A 17,409-nucleotide genomic window follows, 5' to 3' on the forward strand; every position below is an offset into this window, starting at 1 on the left:
CGGAGGTGATTCTATGTCTAGTGAGGTTTTATCGCAAAATGAAATTGATGCCTTGCTTTCCGCTTTAACAACAGGCGAAATGAGCGCAGATGATTTCAAAAAAGAAGAAGAAACAAAACGAGTAAAGTCATATGACTTTAAACGTGCTCTACGATTTTCTAAGGATCAAATAAGAAACCTGACTCGTTTACATGAAAATTTTTCAAGATTATTAACAACCTATTTTTCTGCTCAACTTAGGACGTATGTTCAAATATCAGTTGCGTCTGCCGATCAAATCCCATATGAAGAATTTATCCGATCTATACCAAAAATGACTATATTAAATGTTTTGAAGTACCACCACTTGACGGAAGAATACTCTTTGAGGTGAATCCTAACATTGCCTATGCTATGATGGACCGGGTTATGGGAGGGCGTGGGACAAGCTTAAATAAAATTGAGAGTTTGACAGAGATTGAAAAGCGAATCATGTCAAATCTATTTGACCGTGCTTTTGAACATTTGAGAGATGCTTGGGCAACAATAGCTGAGATTGAACCTATCTTGTCTGACTTTGAGGTGAATCCGCAGTTTTTACAAATGGTTTCACCAAACGAGACCGTTGTTGTCATCTCTTTAGAAACGATGATTGGAGAAACTAGCGGAATGATTAACATTTGTATTCCTCATGTAGTTTTAGAACCGATCATCCCTAAATTATCCGTTCATTATTGGATGCAAACAGAAAGAAAGCAAGTATTCCCGAAGAACTTGAGGCGTTAGAGAAAAACATTCAACGTGCGGAAATTCCAGTTTCAGTTGAACTTGGTGAGGGTTCAATCACGATTGAAGATTTTCTAACACTTTCTAAGGGAGATGTCATTGAGTTGACTAGTAAAATTGATAATCCTTTGACCATCAAAGTAGGAGATATACCGAAGTTTACTGGTCAACCAGGTAAAGCAGGAAAAAAACTAGCAGTTCAAATTTTGGATTCTTTGAAGGGGGGACCTGAACATGATGAGTGGTGAGATGTTATCACAAGATGAAATCGATGCCCTGCTAAGAGGAACGGCAGATAGTAGTTCAGAACCAAAACAAAAAGTAGTATTAGAAGATTATTTAAGTCCTTTTGAACAAGATGCACTTGGAGAGATAGGGAATATTTCATTTGGTAGCTCAGCTACGGCTTTATCTACTCTCTTAAATCAGAAAGTAGATATTACGACACCAACCGTTTCAATTATTGAAAAAGACAAACTCCAGGATGAATTTCCTCAACCTTATGTAGCCATACAAGTTTCTTATACTGAAGGGTTTTTAGGGACAAATCTTTTAGTGATCAAACAGGATGATGCAAGTATCATTGCAGATTTAATGTTAGGTGGAGATGGTTTAAATACAGGAACAGATCTAGGGGAGATTCAACTTAGTGCCGTGCAAGAAGCCATGAATCAAATGATGGGTTCTGCAGCTACAAGTATGTCAACCATTTTCTCTAAAAAAGTAGATATTTCACCACCTATCATTGATTTAATGTATCTGCCAGAAGGAGAAGGGGTAGAAAACATTCCAGACATTGATCTACTTGTAAAGATTTCATTTAAAATGAAGATCGGTACATTGATAGATTCTAATATGATGCAACTCGTTCCCTTATCTTTTGCAAAAAGTTTAGTAGAAGATTTAACAAACAATAACAATACAAATGCGACAAAATCCGATAAAATAGAAGAAGAACCACCAAAACCGTCGATGGCTACAAGTACACCAGTTCAAGAAACGCAAAGTCAACAACCTTTTACAACCTATCAACAGCCACAAGCTCCACAACATTTCGGGGGACAGCATTTGTCTCAACCTGTAAATGTTCAACCAGCAGAATTTGCGTCATTTGGACAACCAGCTCTACAAGAGAGTGAAGCAAGAAATTTAAATATGCTCTTAGATATTCCTCTTTCAGTAACAGTCGAGCTTGGTAGAACGAAACGTTCTGTAAAGGAAATACTAGAGCTATCACAAGGGTCGATTATTGAGCTAGACAAATTGGCTGGTGAACCAGTTGATATCTTGGTTAATAATAGGTTAATTGCTAAAGGTGAAGTGGTAGTGATTGATGAAAACTTTGGAGTTCGATTAACAGATATCGTCAGTCAAACTGAACGAATAAAAAACTTAAACTAGTATCTTTTTGGGGGTAATACAAATGGCAAACAGAATTTTAATCGTTGATGACGCAGCATTCATGAGAATGATGATTAAGGACATCCTATCTAAAAATGGATATGAGGTTGTTGCAGAGGCTGCTGATGGTGCGCAAGCTGTAGAAAAATATAAAGAGCTAAAGCCAGATTTAGTAACGATGGATATTACAATGCCAGAGATGGATGGTATTACTGCATTAAAAAGAAAATTAAAAAAAGAAATTTCCTGATGCAAAAATCATTATGTGTTCTGCAATGGGACAACAAGCAATGGTTATCGATGCCATTCAAGCAGGAGCAAAAGATTTCATTGTGAAGCCATTCCAAGCAGACCGAGTACTCGAGGCTATTTCAAAAACACTAGCATAATTTATCAGCAAGAAGGTGTCAATCATTGAAGAATACAGTGAGAGTTGCCCTATTATTTATTATATTTGTTGTATACAGTGGGGTGGGGGGGAATCCCCACCCCATGCTAGTATGTTCGCAGCAAATAGTACAGTATCTGAATTTTACAATAATAATAACGGCACTGAAGAAACAACAGAATCGGAATTACCGGTTGAAGAACAAGAAGTGGATTCAGGAGTTAACGCATTTGACTACATAAGAATGATAGCGGCTTTAGGGTTTGTTGTCTTTTTACTGTATGTATTGTTGAAGTTTGTTAACCTTAAAACAAAGCCAAACGACTTAACTAAAACCATTATTACGCTCGGTGGAACTCCGCTTGGTGGAAACCGGTCCGTACAGCTAATTAAAGTGGGGGAAAGAATTTTAGTTGTTGGAGTAGGCGAAGATATTACTTTGTTAAAGGAAATAGAAAACAAAGAGGAATACGATAAACTGATTGAAGGTTTTGAACAATCTTACAATCAAAAAATAGAAGCTTCCTCATTCGTAAATACTATTAAACAGCGAATTAATCCTTCTGCATCTAAAGAAGAATTGAATTTTTCAGATGAATTTAAACAAAAATTAGCAGAGATGAAAAAGGATCGTTCAAAATTGTTTGATGAATTAAATAAACAGGAGCAGAATAAGGATGATTGATTTACTAGAGCAAATAAATACAAATTCACCTGACACCGTTTCTTCATCGGTCACTCTGCTTTTATTATTGACGGTTTTATCACTTGCGCCGAGTATTTTAATCTTAATGACCTCTTTTACTAGAATCGTCATTGTTTTATCGTTCGTGAGAACGTCCCTTGCCACACAACAAATGCCACCAAATCAAGTTTTGGTTGGGTTATCTTTGTTTCTTACATTTTTTATTATGGCTCCAACCTTTCAAGACGTAAATGAAACGGCGTTAACTCCATTGTTTAATGAAGAAATTACCATTGAAGAAGCCTATGATTTGGCTAGTTTACCGTTTAAAGAATTTATGAGTCAGCATACTAGACAAAAAGACTTGGAGTTATTTTTTAAGCTATCTAGATGAACAACCTCCTGCTAGTGTGGAGGATATACCTTTAACAGCCCTTGTACCGGCATTTGCAATAAGTGAACTAAAAACTGCATTTCAAATTGGATTTATGATTTTTATACCGTTTTTAGTCATAGATATGGTTGTGGCGAGTGTGCTAATGAGTATGGGAATGATGATGCTCCCACCAGTTATGATTTCTCTTCCTTTTAAAATCTTATTGTTCATACTTGTGGATGGCTGGTATCTTATCGTGAAGTCGTTATTACAGACATTTTAAGTTGGTGAAAGAAAATGAATGCAGAAACAGTAATAAAATTAGCAGAACAAGGCGTCTATACTACCCTAATTATTTCAGCACCGTTATTATTATTAGCATTAATAGTTGGACTTATTGTGAGTATTTTCCAAGCAACGACTCAAATCCAAGAGCAAACTCTAGCTTTTGTTCCTAAAATCGTTGCCGTTATGGTAGGTTTAATCTTTTTTGGTCCTTGGATGCTAACAACACTAGTAACATACACACTCAACATATTTCAAAATTTATCAAGGTACATAGGCTAAGATGGAAGAATTAATTCCTGCTTTTTCTGTTTATTTATTGATCTTAATGAGAGTCGCGTCATTCTTTGTCACAATGCCTTTGTTTTCCTATCGAACAATACCTGCGCAACATCGTCTTGGGCTTTCTGCAATCTTGGCTTTTCTTATGTACTATTCAGTGGAAGCTGATCCGTTAGTTATTGATGGGCTATATTTTTTGCTCATTCTTAAAGAAGCAATGGTTGGATTATTAATTGGTTTTGCCGCGTACATGATCATTTCTGCCATTCAAATCGCTGGTGGATTTATCGATTTTCAAATGGGTTTTGCCATTGCAAACGTTGTAGATCCTCAAACAGGGATGCAAAGTCCCATTACAGGTCAATATTTATATACATTTGCCCTTCTGCTTTTACTTTCAGTAAATGGACACCATATCATGTTAGATGGAATCTTTCATAGTTATCAATTCATACCGATCGATTCGATGCTGCCGTTTGAAAATGAATCGATTGTTTTATTTATCACTACAGCGTTTAGTAGGGTGTTTGTGATTGCTTTTCAAATTTCAGCTCCAGTTGTGGCAACTTTATTTTTAGTTGATATTGCCCTGGGAATTGTAGCTAGAACAGTTCCGCAATTAAATATATTTGTTGTAGGGTTCCCTATTAAAATAGCGGTCAGCTTTATCATTTTGATTTTAGTAATGGGGTCAATGATGATTGTCATTCAGCAAACATTTGAGTACATGTTCATCACGATGAGAGATTTAATGAAGTTATTCGGAGGAGTGTCATAGTAGTGTATTTACGATTAGATTTGCAATTTTTTTCCGGTGAAAAGACGGAGAAAGCAACTCCGAAGAAACGTGAAGAAACAAGGAAAAAAGGTCAAACAGCAAAAAGTCAAGATGTGAACACGAGCTTTGTATTATTTGCAGTCTTTTTATTTCTATTATTTTCAGGTTCCTTTTCTGGAAAGAAAATTCTTCAATTATTTCAAACTTCATTTGAGGATTACATGCTAATTCCTGTAACGGAAAACACGCTGATGACAATAGGTGCAGAAGTTTTCTTGCAAATGTTATACATAGCAGGTCCCATAATGCTTGTAGCAATGGTTGGTGCCTTTCTTTCTAATTATATGCAGGTGGGTTTTTTGTTTTCAACAGAAGCTATCCAGCCAAAATTAAATAAGTTAGATCCTATCCAAGGATTTAAACGAATTTTCTCGCTTCGCGCTATTGTGGAGCTAGTTAAATCTATACTTAAAATCTCATTCATTGGTAGCATTTACTTTTTTTGTTATTGTGGCTTCGTCTTGAAGAAGTATTGGCCCTAGCATTTAAAGATGTGTCTGATGCAGTCGTCACGATTTTAACATTAAGTGTACAAATGGGGATTGCCGCTTCTTTATCATTAATGTTTCTTTCTTTGTTTGATTATCTGTATCAACGGTATGATTTTGAAAAAAACAATTCGGATGTCTAAGCAAGATATTAAGGATGAGTACAAAAAAATTGAGGGAGATCCCTTAATCAAGTCTAAAATAAAACAACGCCAAAGAGAAATGGCTCAACAACGAATGATGCAGGAAGTTCCGAACGCTGATGTTGTGATAACGAATCCAACACACTTTGCTATTGCTTTAAAATATGATAGTGAAAAGTCGGATGCACCTATTGTTGTAGCTAAAGGTGTTGATTATCTTGCGCAAAAAATTAAGTATATTGCCAAAGAAAATGATGTGGTTATGGTTGAGAATCGCCCGTTAGCTAGGGCCTTATATGACCAAGCTGATATTGGACAATACATACCGGAAGAGTTTTCAAACCATAGCGGAAATATTAGCGTATGTATATCGTGTTAAAAACAAATTGTAAGTTTTGTACTTCATAAGGAGAGATTGTTATGGCCGCTAGAGATATATCCGTCTTAATCAGTGTAATTTTAATTGTAGCGATGCTTATTATACCGTTTCCACCAGTATTATTAAGTATTTTTATTATCATTAATATCTCTCTTGCACTGCTTGTATTACTAACATCTATGAACATGAAGGAGCCTTTAGAATTTTCAATTTTCCCTTCCTTACTTCTATTATTAACACTTTTCCGATTAGGTCTCAATGTTTCTACAACAAGATCTATATTATCTGTTGGAGATGCAGGAGACGTTGTAGAAACGTTTGGAACTTTTGTTACGGGAGGCAATATTTTAGTAGGACTTGTTGTTTTCTTAATACTGATTATTATCCAATTTGTCGTGATTACAAAGGGATCTGAACGGGTTTCAGAGGTTGCTGCAAGGTTTACCCTTGATGCAATGCCAGGAAAGCAAATGAGTATTGATGCTGATTTGAATGCTGGAATGATTTCAGAAAAGGATGCAAGAGAGAGACGAGAAAAGGTAGGACGTGAAGCTGATTTTTACGGAGCTATGGACGGTGCTAGTAAGTTCGTTAAAGGAGATGCCATAGCTGGAATTATTATTGTATTAATTAACCTTATATTCGGAATGATTATTGGAACTGTGCAAGAAGGTCTTGCTTTAGGGGAGGCAGCAATCAAATATTCGCAACTTACAGTCGGTGACGGAATTGTTTCGCAAATTCCTGCGTTACTTATTTCAACGGCGACGGGAATTGTGGTGACACGGGCTGCATCAGATGGGAATTTAGGTCAAGATATAATGGAGCAACTTCTTGCTTATCCTACTATGTTGTATGTTGCAGGAGGAACGATTCTCCTGTTAGGCTTAGTTACACCTATCAATGATTTATTAACCATTCCTATCGCAGCTGCATTAATTATTGGTGGGTATGCGTTAAGTAGGGCACCGAAAGATTTGCCGTTTGAAACGGATGATGAAATAGAAGAAGGCCAAGCTGAAGAACTGAAAAAACCTGAAAATGTTGTAAATCTTTTAAGTTTAGACCCGATTGAATTTGAGTTTGGTTATGGATTAATTCCCCTTGCAGATACAAATCAAGGTGGGGACTTACTAGACAGAGTTGTTATGATAAGACGCCAACTTGCTATTGAATTAGGGGTCGTTATTCCTGTTGTAAGAATAAGAGACAATATTCAGTTGAATCCTAATCAATATCGATTAAAAATAAAAGGAAATACAGTGGCAACAGGTGATCTGTTACTTGACCATTATTTAGCTATGAGTCCTGGTGGAGATGATTCTTTAATTGAAGGAATTGATACGGTTGAGCCATCATTTGGACTTCCTGCGAAATGGATATCTGAGGAAAATAAAGAGCAGGCCGAAATATATGGTTATACCGTTGTTGATCCACCGTCGGTAGTGTCTACTCATATTACTGAATTAATAAGAGCTAATGCCTATCAACTGTTAGGAAGACAAGAAACAAAGCAATTAGTGGATCATTTAAAGGAAACTTATCCAATTTTAGTAGAAGAGGTTACACCTACTCCTTTATCCGTTGGTGAGGTACAAAAGGTATTAGCCAAATTATTAAAAGAAGGCGTTTCTATCAGGAATTTACCAGTTATTTTTGAAACATTAGCCGATTTTGGGAAAATGTCTTCTGATACAGATTTGTTAACAGAGTACGTTAGACAAGCGCTTGCTAAACAAATCACAACTCAGCATATGGATGAATCAGAAACCTTAAAGGTATTCACGCTTTCCGGTAAAGTAGAAAAAATGATGGCAGATGGTATTCAACAAACGGAACATGGAAATTTCCTATCGTTAGATCCTAATGTATCACAATCTATACTTGAGGCTATCGCAAAGCAAGTGGAGCAATTAAGCTTAATGGAGCAATCACCAATTTTACTATGTTCTCCTGCTATCAGAATGTACGTGAGACAATTAACAGAACGCTATTTTCAGCAGATGCCTGTTCTCTCGTATAACGAATTAGAGGCAAATGTTGAAATTCAAAGCCTAGGGGTGGTGAATGTAGAATGAACGTGAAAAAAATAATAGCGCCAACAATGCCTGAAGCAATGAAAAGAATTAGAAATGAACTGGGCAATGACGCGGTCATCATTAATTCCAAAGTGGTCTATACAGGTGGATTTCTGGGGATGTTTAAAAAAAAGAATATTGAGGTACTTGCAGCTGTCGATACTGTTTCTAGTAAAAAACGTACTCCTTCTGTATCAGTAAAAGAAATACGTCAGAATGCCACATACGAGTCAGCTACCAAGGAGTCAGATTTATCCTCCCAATTGAATGAATTAAAGAAACTAGTGGAGAACATGTCTACTAAATCTGATATGACCAATTTTGAACATTACCCTGATGAAGTAAAAACGGTTTTGCTTCAATTACAAGCACAAGAGTTTGAAAAAGAATATATAAATCGCGCTGCAATCTACCTAACCTCAAAATGGAAGGAAAGTAGCTCAGCATCTATCGAACAAGTTAAAAAATAGGTTAAAAGACTGGATCGTTAATGAATTACAAGATCTACCTTTTGGTAAAGTGTCATATGATTGCCAGTATATTCAAGTAATTGGTCCTACGGGTGTAGGTAAGACCACAACAATTGCAAAGATGGCAGCGGAAGCTGTACTAAATGACCGAAAAAAAATAGCATTCATCACAACGGATACGTACAGAATTGCTGCGATTGAACAGTTAAAAACCTATGCTAACCTACTTAACGTTCCTGTCGAAGTTGCGTATAAAATGTCAGATTTACAACTCGCTATGGAAAAATTCTCAAGCTTTGATCTTGTTTTTGTAGATACTGCTGGTAGAAACTATCTGGATCCTCAATATATCAAAGAAACACAAGAGTTGTTATCGGCTAAACAATCTTCAGAAACTTTATTAGTTTTGTCACTTACAGCAAAAGAACAAGACTTACAAAAAATTATTGAAAATTTCTCTCCATTTAACATAGATAAATTTATATTTACAAAATTAGATGAAACTTTATCTTATGGAACAATTTTTAATTTAATGAAAAAATTTAAATAAAGGACTCGCTTATGTTACGAATGGTCAAAACGTTCCCGAGGATATCACAGAAGCATCGATTGAAAAACTAACAACCATTTTAACGGAGAGTGTTAAGTGATGAGAGATCAGGCCGCGGGTTTGAGAGAGATGTTTGAAAACAAAAGGGAAAACAATGGCGGTTATTTCTGGTAAAGGTGGAGTTGGAAAGTCAAATATTACGTTAAATTTTGCTTTATCGTTAATTCAAGAAGGAAAAAAAGTCTTGGTTATCGATTTAGATATAGGTATGGGCAATTTACATATTCTGCTTGGAGAAAATTCTAAGAAAACAATAGTTGATTTTTTAGAAGGAGATGCCGATATAAATAATATCATCAATCATAATAAGATGGGGTTATCCTTTATTTTTGGTGGTTCAGGTTTACATTCCATCTTAGAATGGAGCGAAGCAACCTTCGCTCGCTTTCAGCATGGGATAAAAGAACTGCTCAAAAGGTATGACTATATCTTGTTCGACATGGGAGCAGGTGCGACTAAAGATGTAATTCATTTACTTCTACCTATGGATTACTTACTTGTTGTGACAACGCCTGAGCCCACTTCCATTACTGATGCATATTCATTGTTAAAATTCTTATGCGGAAATGGAAATCCCCAGAAGACATTTCTAATTTGCAATCGAGCACAAAGTGAAAAAGAAGGTTCGTCTACTCTCTCTCGATTTAAATTGGCAGTAGAAAGGTTTTTGCAACATGAAATGACAGCGTTAGGTACAGTAGTGGAGGATTTGGCAGTTAGAAATTCGGTAATTGAACAAGTCCCATTTATGATTCGTTACCCAAATAGCAAGGCTAGTAAATCTGTTGGGCGCATTACTCATCATTTTTTAGCCGATTTCCAAGAACAAACAGGACAAACGAAACCTTCTCAATTCCTAACAAGACTTCAATCACTATTTTTTGAAAGACAGGGGCGATAGCGTGAAAAAAAAGGTCCTCATTGTAGATGATTCTGCATTTATGAGAAAATTAATTCGCGATTTTGTTTCTGAATCTCCCGACTTAATGGTGGTAGGGACGGCAAGAAATGGACAAGAAGCGATTGATAAAGTAAAGCAATTACATCCAGATGTAGTAACAATGGATGTAGAGATGCCGATTATGAATGGATTAGAAGCTTTAAAGGCACTTATGGAAGATCATCCAGTTCCTGTTGTCATGCTATCTAGTACAACTACGGTTGGTGCTGAAAATACGATGGTGGCTATGGAATATGGAGCATTTGATTTTGTTAGTAAGCCTTCAGGGACGATTTCTCTAGATCTTTATAAGGTGAAAGATGAACTTTTAGAAAAGCTTGTATCTGCTTCTACCACATCAGTCGATAAGTTAGTTAAATCCAGAAACCAAATGGTACCAAGAGCCAGAATGGTAAAAGAGACAAAAAAATCAACTAAATTTAATCAACCAAAACAAAAGCTCATCTGCATAGGCACCAGCACAGGAGGACCTAGGGCCCTACAAGAGGTCTTAACAAATCTACCAGAGGCAATTCAAGCGCCAATATTAGTCGTGCAACATATGCCAGCTGGATTTACAAAATCACTTGCAAATAGGTTAAATAGTCTTTCTAAAATCTCTGTCAAAGAAGCTGAGGATGGAGAATTACTTCGTAATGGAGTGGCCTATATTGCACCAGGTGGATATCATATGATGGTCAAACAACTTTCATCTAGCTACTGTATATCACTAACAAATGAGGTAGCACCCCGGAACGGTCACCGACCATCCGTTGATGTCATGTTTGAATCGGTTAGTGAACTGGGTGAATATGAAAAAATGGCTGTGGTCATGACTGGGATGGGGACTGATGGCGCTAAAGGTTTAATTAAGTTAAAGGAATATGGTCGAGTGAAAGCTGTAGCAGAAGCAGAGGAAACTTGTATTGTCTATGGTATGCCAAAAGCTTGTGTTGCAACCAATTTAGTAGATGAACGTGTACCACTTCAACAAATATCAGAAATCATACAGGATTTTGTTTCGTAAAGGGAGAGGATATTCATGGAAATGAATCAATATCTAGAAGTATTTATTGAAGAAAGTAAAGAGCATCTCCAAACATGCAATGATAAATTATTAGAATTAGAAAAGAACCCACAAGATCTTTTAATTGTAAATGAGATATTCCGTTCTGCTCATACTCTTAAAGGGATGTCTGCAACTATGGGGTATGAAGATTTAGCAAATCTTACTCATAATATGGAAAATGTTCTAGATGGTATACGTAATGAGAAAATTGTTGTTTCCACAGAAATTTTAGATGTGTTATTTCAATCGACTGAGGACCTTGAAGCAATGGTTATTTCAATTGCAGAAGGGGGAGATGGTAAACGAAATGTTGAAGAAGTTGTCTCCAAATTATCTGCTATAGAAAAAGGCGAAGTGATTGTAAATTCTATGCCTACTAAGAATAAATCCTCCCTTTCTGAGCATCCAAAAACTTCGTATGATCAATTTGAACAAACGGTTATCCAGCAGTCAGAGGACCAAGGATTTGATTGCTTTGAGATAACGGTTCAACTTCGCGAAGATTGCTTACTAAAAGCAGCCCGTGTATTTATGGTGTTTGAAATACTTGAGAAAAATGGAGAAGTTATCAAATCTACTCCATCTGTAGATCAGTTAGAAGAAGAAAATTTTGATCATCAATTTACTGTAACGTTAATTACGAAACAGAATAAGAACGATCTACAAGGAATGATTAAAAAAGTATCAGAAGTAGATAAAGTGGACATTATCAATGTCACTAGTCAATCCCTATCTATTGAGGATTCAGAACTAGTTGAAAAGCATGTAGTAGAATCTACAACAACTTCGAACGAGAAAGAGTCCTCAGCTACAAAAGAAAAAGTAGAAAATAAATCTGAAACAACAAAAACACCAGTAGCATCTAAGACCATTCGTGTAAACATTGAACGTCTTGATGTGTTGATGAACTTATTTGAAGAATTGGTCATTGATCGTGGAAGATTAGAATCTATCTCAAAAGACTTGAATCATTCCGAATTAAATGAAACTGTTGAAAGAATGACGCGAATTTCTGGAGATCTTCAAACAATTATATTAACCATGAGAATGGTTCCGGTAGAGACAGTATTTAATCGTTTTCCACGTATGGTACGTCAACTGGCAAGAGATTTAAATAAGAAAATTAATCTTGAAATCATTGGAGCAGAAACAGAGCTAGACCGGACAGTAATCGATGAAATTGGAGATCCTCTTGTTCATTTAATTCGTAATGCACTGGATCATGGTGTGGAAACACCAGAAGTTCGTTTAGCAAATGGTAAGAGTGAAGAAGGAACTGTAAAGGCTTCAAGCCTATCATAGTGGCAACCATGTGTTCATCGAATTATCTGATGACGGGGCAGGAATTAATCGTGATAGAGTTCTTCAAAAAGCTATAAGCAAAGGAATCATCTCAAAGGAAGAAGGAGCTTCTCTTTCAGACCAGCAGGTGTTTGAATTGATTATGAGTTCTGGATTCTCAACCGCAGATAACATTTCAGATATATCTGGTCGTGGTGTTGGGATGGATGTTGTAAAAACTACGATTGAGTCTTTAGGTGGTTCTATTTCAATCGATTCAATAGAAGGTGAAGGGTCTACATTCTCCATTCAATTGCCTTTAACCTTATCCATTATTTCCGTGATGCTCGTGGAATTACAAAAGGAAAAGTATGCAATACCATTATCTTCTATCATTGAAACAGCTATTATTAAAAAATCGGATATTTTAAATGCACATAATCAAAAGGTGATAGATTTTAGAGGAAAAGTTGTACCACTTGTTTTCTTAGAAGAAGTATTTGAGGTACCTGGTGAAAAAGTAGACCAAGAGTTCTTGTCCATCATTATTGTGAGAAAGGGCGATAAGATGGCTGGTTTGGTTGTTGATTCGTTTATTGGTCAGCAAGAAGTTGTATTAAAATCGCTAGGTAATTATTTGAATGATATCTTTGCTATCTCTGGAGCAACCATTCTTGGAGATGGACAAGTTGCATTGATCCTAGATTGTAATGCTCTAATCAAGTAAGTATCCTTCGACCTTACTATTCTTGACAAAAATTGAATCACAAATGAGGTGTTGAACATGTCAGTAGCTATTTCGAACGTAAAAGTAATAGTATTTCAACTAGCTGATAAAGAATATGCAGTACCAGTAGAACAGGTACGCTCCATTGAAAAGTTAATGCCATTTACAAGAGTACCAAGAACGGAGAGTTTTGTTAAAGGAGTAGTCAATTTAAGAGGATTAGTGACTCCTATTATTGATTTGAGAGACCGGTTCGAACTTGAGGTTACTCCTTATGATGAAAATACTCGAATCATTATCATTTCACTAACAGATAAAGAAGTAGGCTTAATTGTTGATGCAGCAAATGATGTGATTGACTTACAGTCAGATGAGATTGAGCCGCAACCTGAAGTAGTTGGAACGGTAAAAGCAGAATTCATTAGTGGTGTCGCAAAGATTGATAGACGATTGTTGTTATTACTTCAATTAGACAGAATTCTTACTCCGTTAAATCAAGGTTGATGCCGTATGATAAATAATCTTACAATTACAAACCTACACTTAGATATTCTTAAAGAAATTGGAAATATTGGGGCTGGGAATGCTGCTACAGCCCTTTCTACTTTATTAAGAAAAAAAGTAAGATATGAATATCCCAGATGTAAGAATGGTTTCATTCGATGAGATGATGGAATTGGCAGGCGGAGCTGAAAATATTGCTGTAAGCGTGTTTTTAAGGGTTGAGGGTGAAGCACCAGGAAGCATGTTTTTTGTATTGCCATTAGAAGAAGCTTCAAGATTCATTCAAATTTTAACAAATGACGAGACGTTTGAATTTTCTAATCCACCCTATTCTGAAATAGGATTATCTGCCATGCATGAATTAGGAAATATTTTATCTGGATCGTATCTGTCTGCTTTATCTGATTTTACCAAATTACACATATATCCTTCAGTTCCTTCACTCAGTATTGATATGATTGGTGCACTTCTATCATATGGATTGATTGAAATATCTACTTATAGTGACAGAGTAATCGTAATAGATACAGCATTAGAAGAAGTGGACGGGGAGACGAACACAAGAATTCAAGGTCATTTCTTCCTACTACCTGATCCGAATTCATTTGAAACCATATTCTCCTCTTTAGGAGTTAGCTCTTAATGCTTTTAGCTAAAGAAATCGTCAAAGTAGGAATTGCCGATTTAAATATTGCCAAATATCCTTACTCTATTCGTACATCGGGCCTTGGTTCATGTGTAGGAGTCGTCATTTATGATGAAATAAGTAAAATTGCCGGTTTAGCACATGTTATGCTTCCTGAATCTTCTATTAATAATAGTGCAACCTTAAATGAAGCGAAATTTGCTGATACAGCTTTGAAGAAACTTAAGAATCTTTTAATTCAAAGTGGTTGTAGTAGTTATCGATTGAAAGCCAAAATTGCGGGTGGGGCTCAAATGTTTTCATTTTCACCACAATCAGATGTTATGAGAATTGGACCAAGAAATGTCGAAGCTGTAAAAGAAGAATTATCCAGTTTAAATATACCTATAATTAGTGAAGATGTTGGTGGTAATAAAGGAAGAACAATAGAATTTGATCCTGATACAACTCTTTTGCATATTCGAACAGTTAATCAAGGAATGACCTCGATATGAAAGGCACAATTACTTGGAACCTATGGTCTTTTCTATTTGGATTTTTCGTTTATCTTTTTTTCTATCTTTTCTAACAGGTGAACCACAAACGGTCTTATTATTCTCCATTATTTGGGGGTTAATCTTTTTTATATTTATGTATGTGATTCGTTTTTCCCTCGAATTAATACTACAGCCAGTACAGGTAGAAGAAATTGTTGAACAACCTAATTTGCATCAGACATCTGAGGAACCCATCATGGAGACAATGAAGCCAGATAGCGAAGAAATCGCACATGTTATTCAGCAGTTAATGAACGAAAAAGGGACATAAATTGTCCCTTTTTTAATAGTGGGATGATTTTTTGACTATATGTATAACATAATAGGTTAAATAACCTATTATGTATTCCTTTTCTATATAAGAAATACTTGGTATACTTTACTTGCATGTTTCCAAGCATTTTTTTCACATACTAAGATCAAGCAACCTCTAGAGGAGGAAYACATAGTGCATGTTTCAACGACACAAGATGAACTCGTTTTATGGAAAAGTTGGATTGAAAATAGAAATGAAGAGGCAGGAGATCTGCTAGTTAAAAAATATATGCATCTTGTTAGCTTCCATGTACAGCGTATTTCATCTACTTTACCAAAAAACATATCAAAAGATGATTTAAAAAGCTTAGGTATGATGGGGCTATTAGATGCATTACAAAAGTTTGACATTGAGCGCGACTTAAAATTTGATACTTATGCCTCTTTTAGGATTAGAGGTTCTATCATTGATGGATTACGCAAAGAAGACTGGCTTCCTAGAAACACTCGTGATAAAGCAAAAAAGATTGAAAAGACCATTAGCCGATTAGAACAAACGCTAATGAGGAAAATAGTACCTGAAGATGTAGCCAAAGAGTTAGATATGTCAGCAGATGAAGTGATCCAGATAATGAACGAGCATTTTTTTGCTAATGTTCTTTCAATGGATGAAATGACACGTGAGGAAGAAAAAGATTCACCGAAATTTCAAATGCAGGATGAAAAATCAAGATCCCCAGAAGAGGAACTTGTTAAGTCAGAGCAGATTAGAGACCTAGAACAACACATACGAGGGTTAAACGAAAAAGAACAACTCGTACTTAGTTTATTTTATCAAGAGGAACTAACGTTAACAGAAATTGGAGAAGTTCTACAATTATCCACGTCAAGAATCTCTCAAATACACTCGAAAGCATTATTTAAATTGAGAAAATTTATTTCTACACAAGCAGCAAATGATGGATAGGGGTGTCATGTTCTATGAGCCTTAAACTAATAGAGTTACAAGTAGCCTTACCTAAAAGTGTCGATGCAGGAAAGATAATGGAACAAACTCAGCAAGCGTCTGCTATTATGCAAGGGAACCTTCAAGCCGAAAATAGAAAAAAAACTTACAAAAAAATAGAAAAACGGTTACTACCAAACAACAATCAAACAAACTACACAATAACAAAAAAGAACACAACGCGTTAACAAGCGAAGGAGTAAACGATGGAAAATCAATTCAAGAGGATGGTCAACTACTAGACCATCCTTACAAAGGAATAAAAATTGATTTTCAAGGTTAGGTGAATAGAGTGATTACAGCTATAATATTCGGTTCCATTCTACTGGTACTGTCGTATTTCTTTATTATTTTATTATACTTAAGACAAAACAGATTAATAGAAATGGAACAAAAACAACAAAAGGTATTAAAGGAAATGGAAGACGTTATTTCATCCTATTTAGAAGAAATAAAATCGGAGAATGAACGATTAATTGTAAAGTTAAAAAGTGATCATACAATGTATCAACAACAAGCTCCTTATATGGACACTAATTCTGAAGCTAATCATACTGTAGCATTAGAAAAATCGCACTTCGCACCTGAGGTTGCTCCTGTAAGTTCTGTACCATTATCAAAAGCAAAAAAGCTTACCAGCAAACAGCCGATGAACAAACGAATGTAGAATCAGATCCACTAAAGAAAGATCATATAGAAGACCCATTTATTCGACAAGTATTATTCTTACATGCAAAGGGCCTACCTCCTGAAAGAATTGCTCAAGTATTGAATAAAGGAACGACCGAGATAGAACTATTACTTAAATTCCGACAAAAGCAGAACTAATACTTGCTTTAACTTGTGGATTATGCTATATTATCTCATGGTGTAACTACACACGTATAGGGATTCTGGTGGGTGGTGCTATGTTTAATAGTTCTACTAGAAAATGAACTATACGGAGGATAAATAAAACCATTAACAGGAGGAAACACACATGTCAGTAATTTCTATGAAACAATTACTTGAAGCTGGTGTACATTTCGGACACCAAACTCGCCGTTGGAACCCAAAAATGAAGAAATACATCTTCACTGAGCGTAACGGTATTTACATCATCGATCTTCAAAAAACCGTTAAAAAGGTTGAAGAAGCATACAAAGTGATGAGAGAAATCGCAGCTAACGATGGAAAAATTCTTTTCGTTGGAACAAAAAACAAGCGCAAGAATCTGTTAAAGAAGAAGCAGAACGTTCTGGAATGTACTTCATCAAA

The 17,409-nt window shown here is 35.8% G+C and carries 15 protein-coding genes and 7 pseudogenes; all 22 read left to right on the forward strand.

Annotated features, from left to right (window positions below):
- Positions 1–13 precede the first annotated feature (13 nt).
- Positions 14–1,013: pseudogene (fliM, locus tag M44_RS21315) on the forward strand (flagellar motor switch protein FliM).
- Positions 1,000–2,166 carry a flagellar motor switch phosphatase FliY gene (gene fliY / locus M44_RS07525; RefSeq protein ID WP_010172496.1) on the forward strand — a complete coding sequence of 389 codons (1,167 nt, stop codon included), beginning with the start codon at positions 1,000–1,002 and terminating at the stop codon, positions 2,164–2,166. The pseudogene fliM and the gene fliY overlap by 14 nt, the downstream one beginning before the upstream one ends.
- Positions 2,167–2,188: 22 nt before the next feature.
- A pseudogene (locus tag M44_RS21320) lies at positions 2,189–2,555 on the forward strand (response regulator).
- Between the two features lie 15 nt (positions 2,556–2,570).
- The gene (locus M44_RS21325; RefSeq protein WP_155814920.1) at positions 2,571–3,239 is read left to right on the forward strand and encodes a flagellar biosynthetic protein FliO; all 669 of its coding nucleotides are present in this window, start codon (positions 2,571–2,573) and stop codon (positions 3,237–3,239) included.
- A pseudogene (gene fliP, locus M44_RS21330) lies at positions 3,232–3,898 on the forward strand (flagellar type III secretion system pore protein FliP). The gene M44_RS21325 and the pseudogene fliP overlap by 8 nt, the downstream one beginning before the upstream one ends.
- 14 nt (positions 3,899–3,912) lie before the next feature.
- The gene (fliQ, locus tag M44_RS07545) at positions 3,913–4,182 is read left to right on the forward strand and encodes a flagellar biosynthesis protein FliQ (RefSeq protein ID WP_010172498.1); all 270 of its coding nucleotides are present in this window, start codon (positions 3,913–3,915) and stop codon (positions 4,180–4,182) included.
- A 1-nt stretch (position 4,183) separates the two neighbouring features.
- Positions 4,184–4,960 carry a flagellar biosynthetic protein FliR gene (fliR, locus tag M44_RS07550; protein WP_010172499.1) on the forward strand — a complete coding sequence of 259 codons (777 nt, stop codon included), beginning with the start codon at positions 4,184–4,186 and terminating at the stop codon, positions 4,958–4,960.
- A 2-nt stretch (positions 4,961–4,962) separates the two neighbouring features.
- Positions 4,963–6,043 (forward strand): annotated as a pseudogene (gene flhB / locus M44_RS21335) (flagellar biosynthesis protein FlhB).
- 28 nt (positions 6,044–6,071) lie between these two features.
- Complete coding sequence (gene flhA, locus M44_RS07560; protein WP_010172501.1) at positions 6,072–8,108, forward strand: flagellar biosynthesis protein FlhA; 2,037 nt, start codon at positions 6,072–6,074, stop codon at positions 8,106–8,108.
- The gene (locus tag M44_RS28020; protein ID WP_237705230.1) at positions 8,105–8,578 is read left to right on the forward strand and encodes a flagellar biosynthesis protein FlhF; all 474 of its coding nucleotides are present in this window, start codon (positions 8,105–8,107) and stop codon (positions 8,576–8,578) included. The genes flhA and M44_RS28020 overlap by 4 nt, the downstream gene beginning before the upstream one ends.
- 121 nt (positions 8,579–8,699) lie before the next feature.
- Positions 8,700–9,128, forward strand: coding sequence for a flagellar biosynthesis protein FlhF (locus M44_RS28025; protein ID WP_237705231.1), 429 nt, complete (start codon positions 8,700–8,702; stop codon positions 9,126–9,128).
- A gap of 133 nt (positions 9,129–9,261) precedes the next feature.
- A complete protein-coding gene (locus M44_RS21345) occupies positions 9,262–10,089 on the forward strand; it encodes a MinD/ParA family protein (protein WP_010172502.1) in 828 nt (275 codons plus the stop codon).
- Position 10,090: 1 nt separating this feature from the next.
- The gene (locus M44_RS07575) at positions 10,091–11,155 is read left to right on the forward strand and encodes a protein-glutamate methylesterase/protein-glutamine glutaminase (RefSeq protein WP_010172503.1); all 1,065 of its coding nucleotides are present in this window, start codon (positions 10,091–10,093) and stop codon (positions 11,153–11,155) included.
- A gap of 15 nt (positions 11,156–11,170) precedes the next feature.
- Positions 11,171–13,205, forward strand: a pseudogene (locus M44_RS21350) (chemotaxis protein CheW).
- A 57-nt stretch (positions 13,206–13,262) separates the two neighbouring features.
- Positions 13,263–13,709, forward strand: a complete 447-nt coding sequence (locus tag M44_RS07585) for a chemotaxis protein CheW (RefSeq protein WP_010172504.1) — start codon at positions 13,263–13,265, stop codon at positions 13,707–13,709.
- A gap of 6 nt (positions 13,710–13,715) precedes the next feature.
- Positions 13,716–14,352 (forward strand): annotated as a pseudogene (locus tag M44_RS21355) (chemotaxis protein CheC).
- The gene (locus M44_RS07595; RefSeq protein ID WP_010172506.1) at positions 14,352–14,849 is read left to right on the forward strand and encodes a chemotaxis protein CheD; all 498 of its coding nucleotides are present in this window, start codon (positions 14,352–14,354) and stop codon (positions 14,847–14,849) included. Before M44_RS21355 ends, M44_RS07595 begins: the two are co-directional and overlap by 1 nt.
- 13 nt (positions 14,850–14,862) lie before the next feature.
- Positions 14,863–15,162: a hypothetical protein gene (locus M44_RS07600; RefSeq protein ID WP_010172507.1), complete on the forward strand. Its 300-nt coding sequence runs from the start codon at positions 14,863–14,865 to the stop codon at positions 15,160–15,162.
- A 177-nt stretch (positions 15,163–15,339) separates the two neighbouring features.
- Positions 15,340–16,113, forward strand: coding sequence for a FliA/WhiG family RNA polymerase sigma factor (locus tag M44_RS07605; protein ID WP_010172508.1), 774 nt, complete (start codon positions 15,340–15,342; stop codon positions 16,111–16,113).
- 14 nt (positions 16,114–16,127) lie between these two features.
- A complete protein-coding gene (locus M44_RS21360) occupies positions 16,128–16,340 on the forward strand; it encodes a hypothetical protein (RefSeq protein WP_010172509.1) in 213 nt (70 codons plus the stop codon).
- 104 nt (positions 16,341–16,444) lie between these two features.
- Positions 16,445–16,819 (forward strand): hypothetical protein, encoded by a 375-nt coding sequence (locus M44_RS24995; RefSeq protein WP_010172510.1) that lies wholly within the window; start codon positions 16,445–16,447, stop codon positions 16,817–16,819.
- A gap of 312 nt (positions 16,820–17,131) precedes the next feature.
- Positions 17,132–17,409: pseudogene (gene rpsB / locus M44_RS07620) on the forward strand (30S ribosomal protein S2); the annotation flags it as partial.

Source organism: Bacillus coahuilensis m4-4, assembly GCF_000171615.1.
In the GTDB taxonomy this organism is placed as follows: domain Bacteria; phylum Bacillota; class Bacilli; order Bacillales; family Bacillaceae_K; genus Bacillus_T; species Bacillus_T coahuilensis.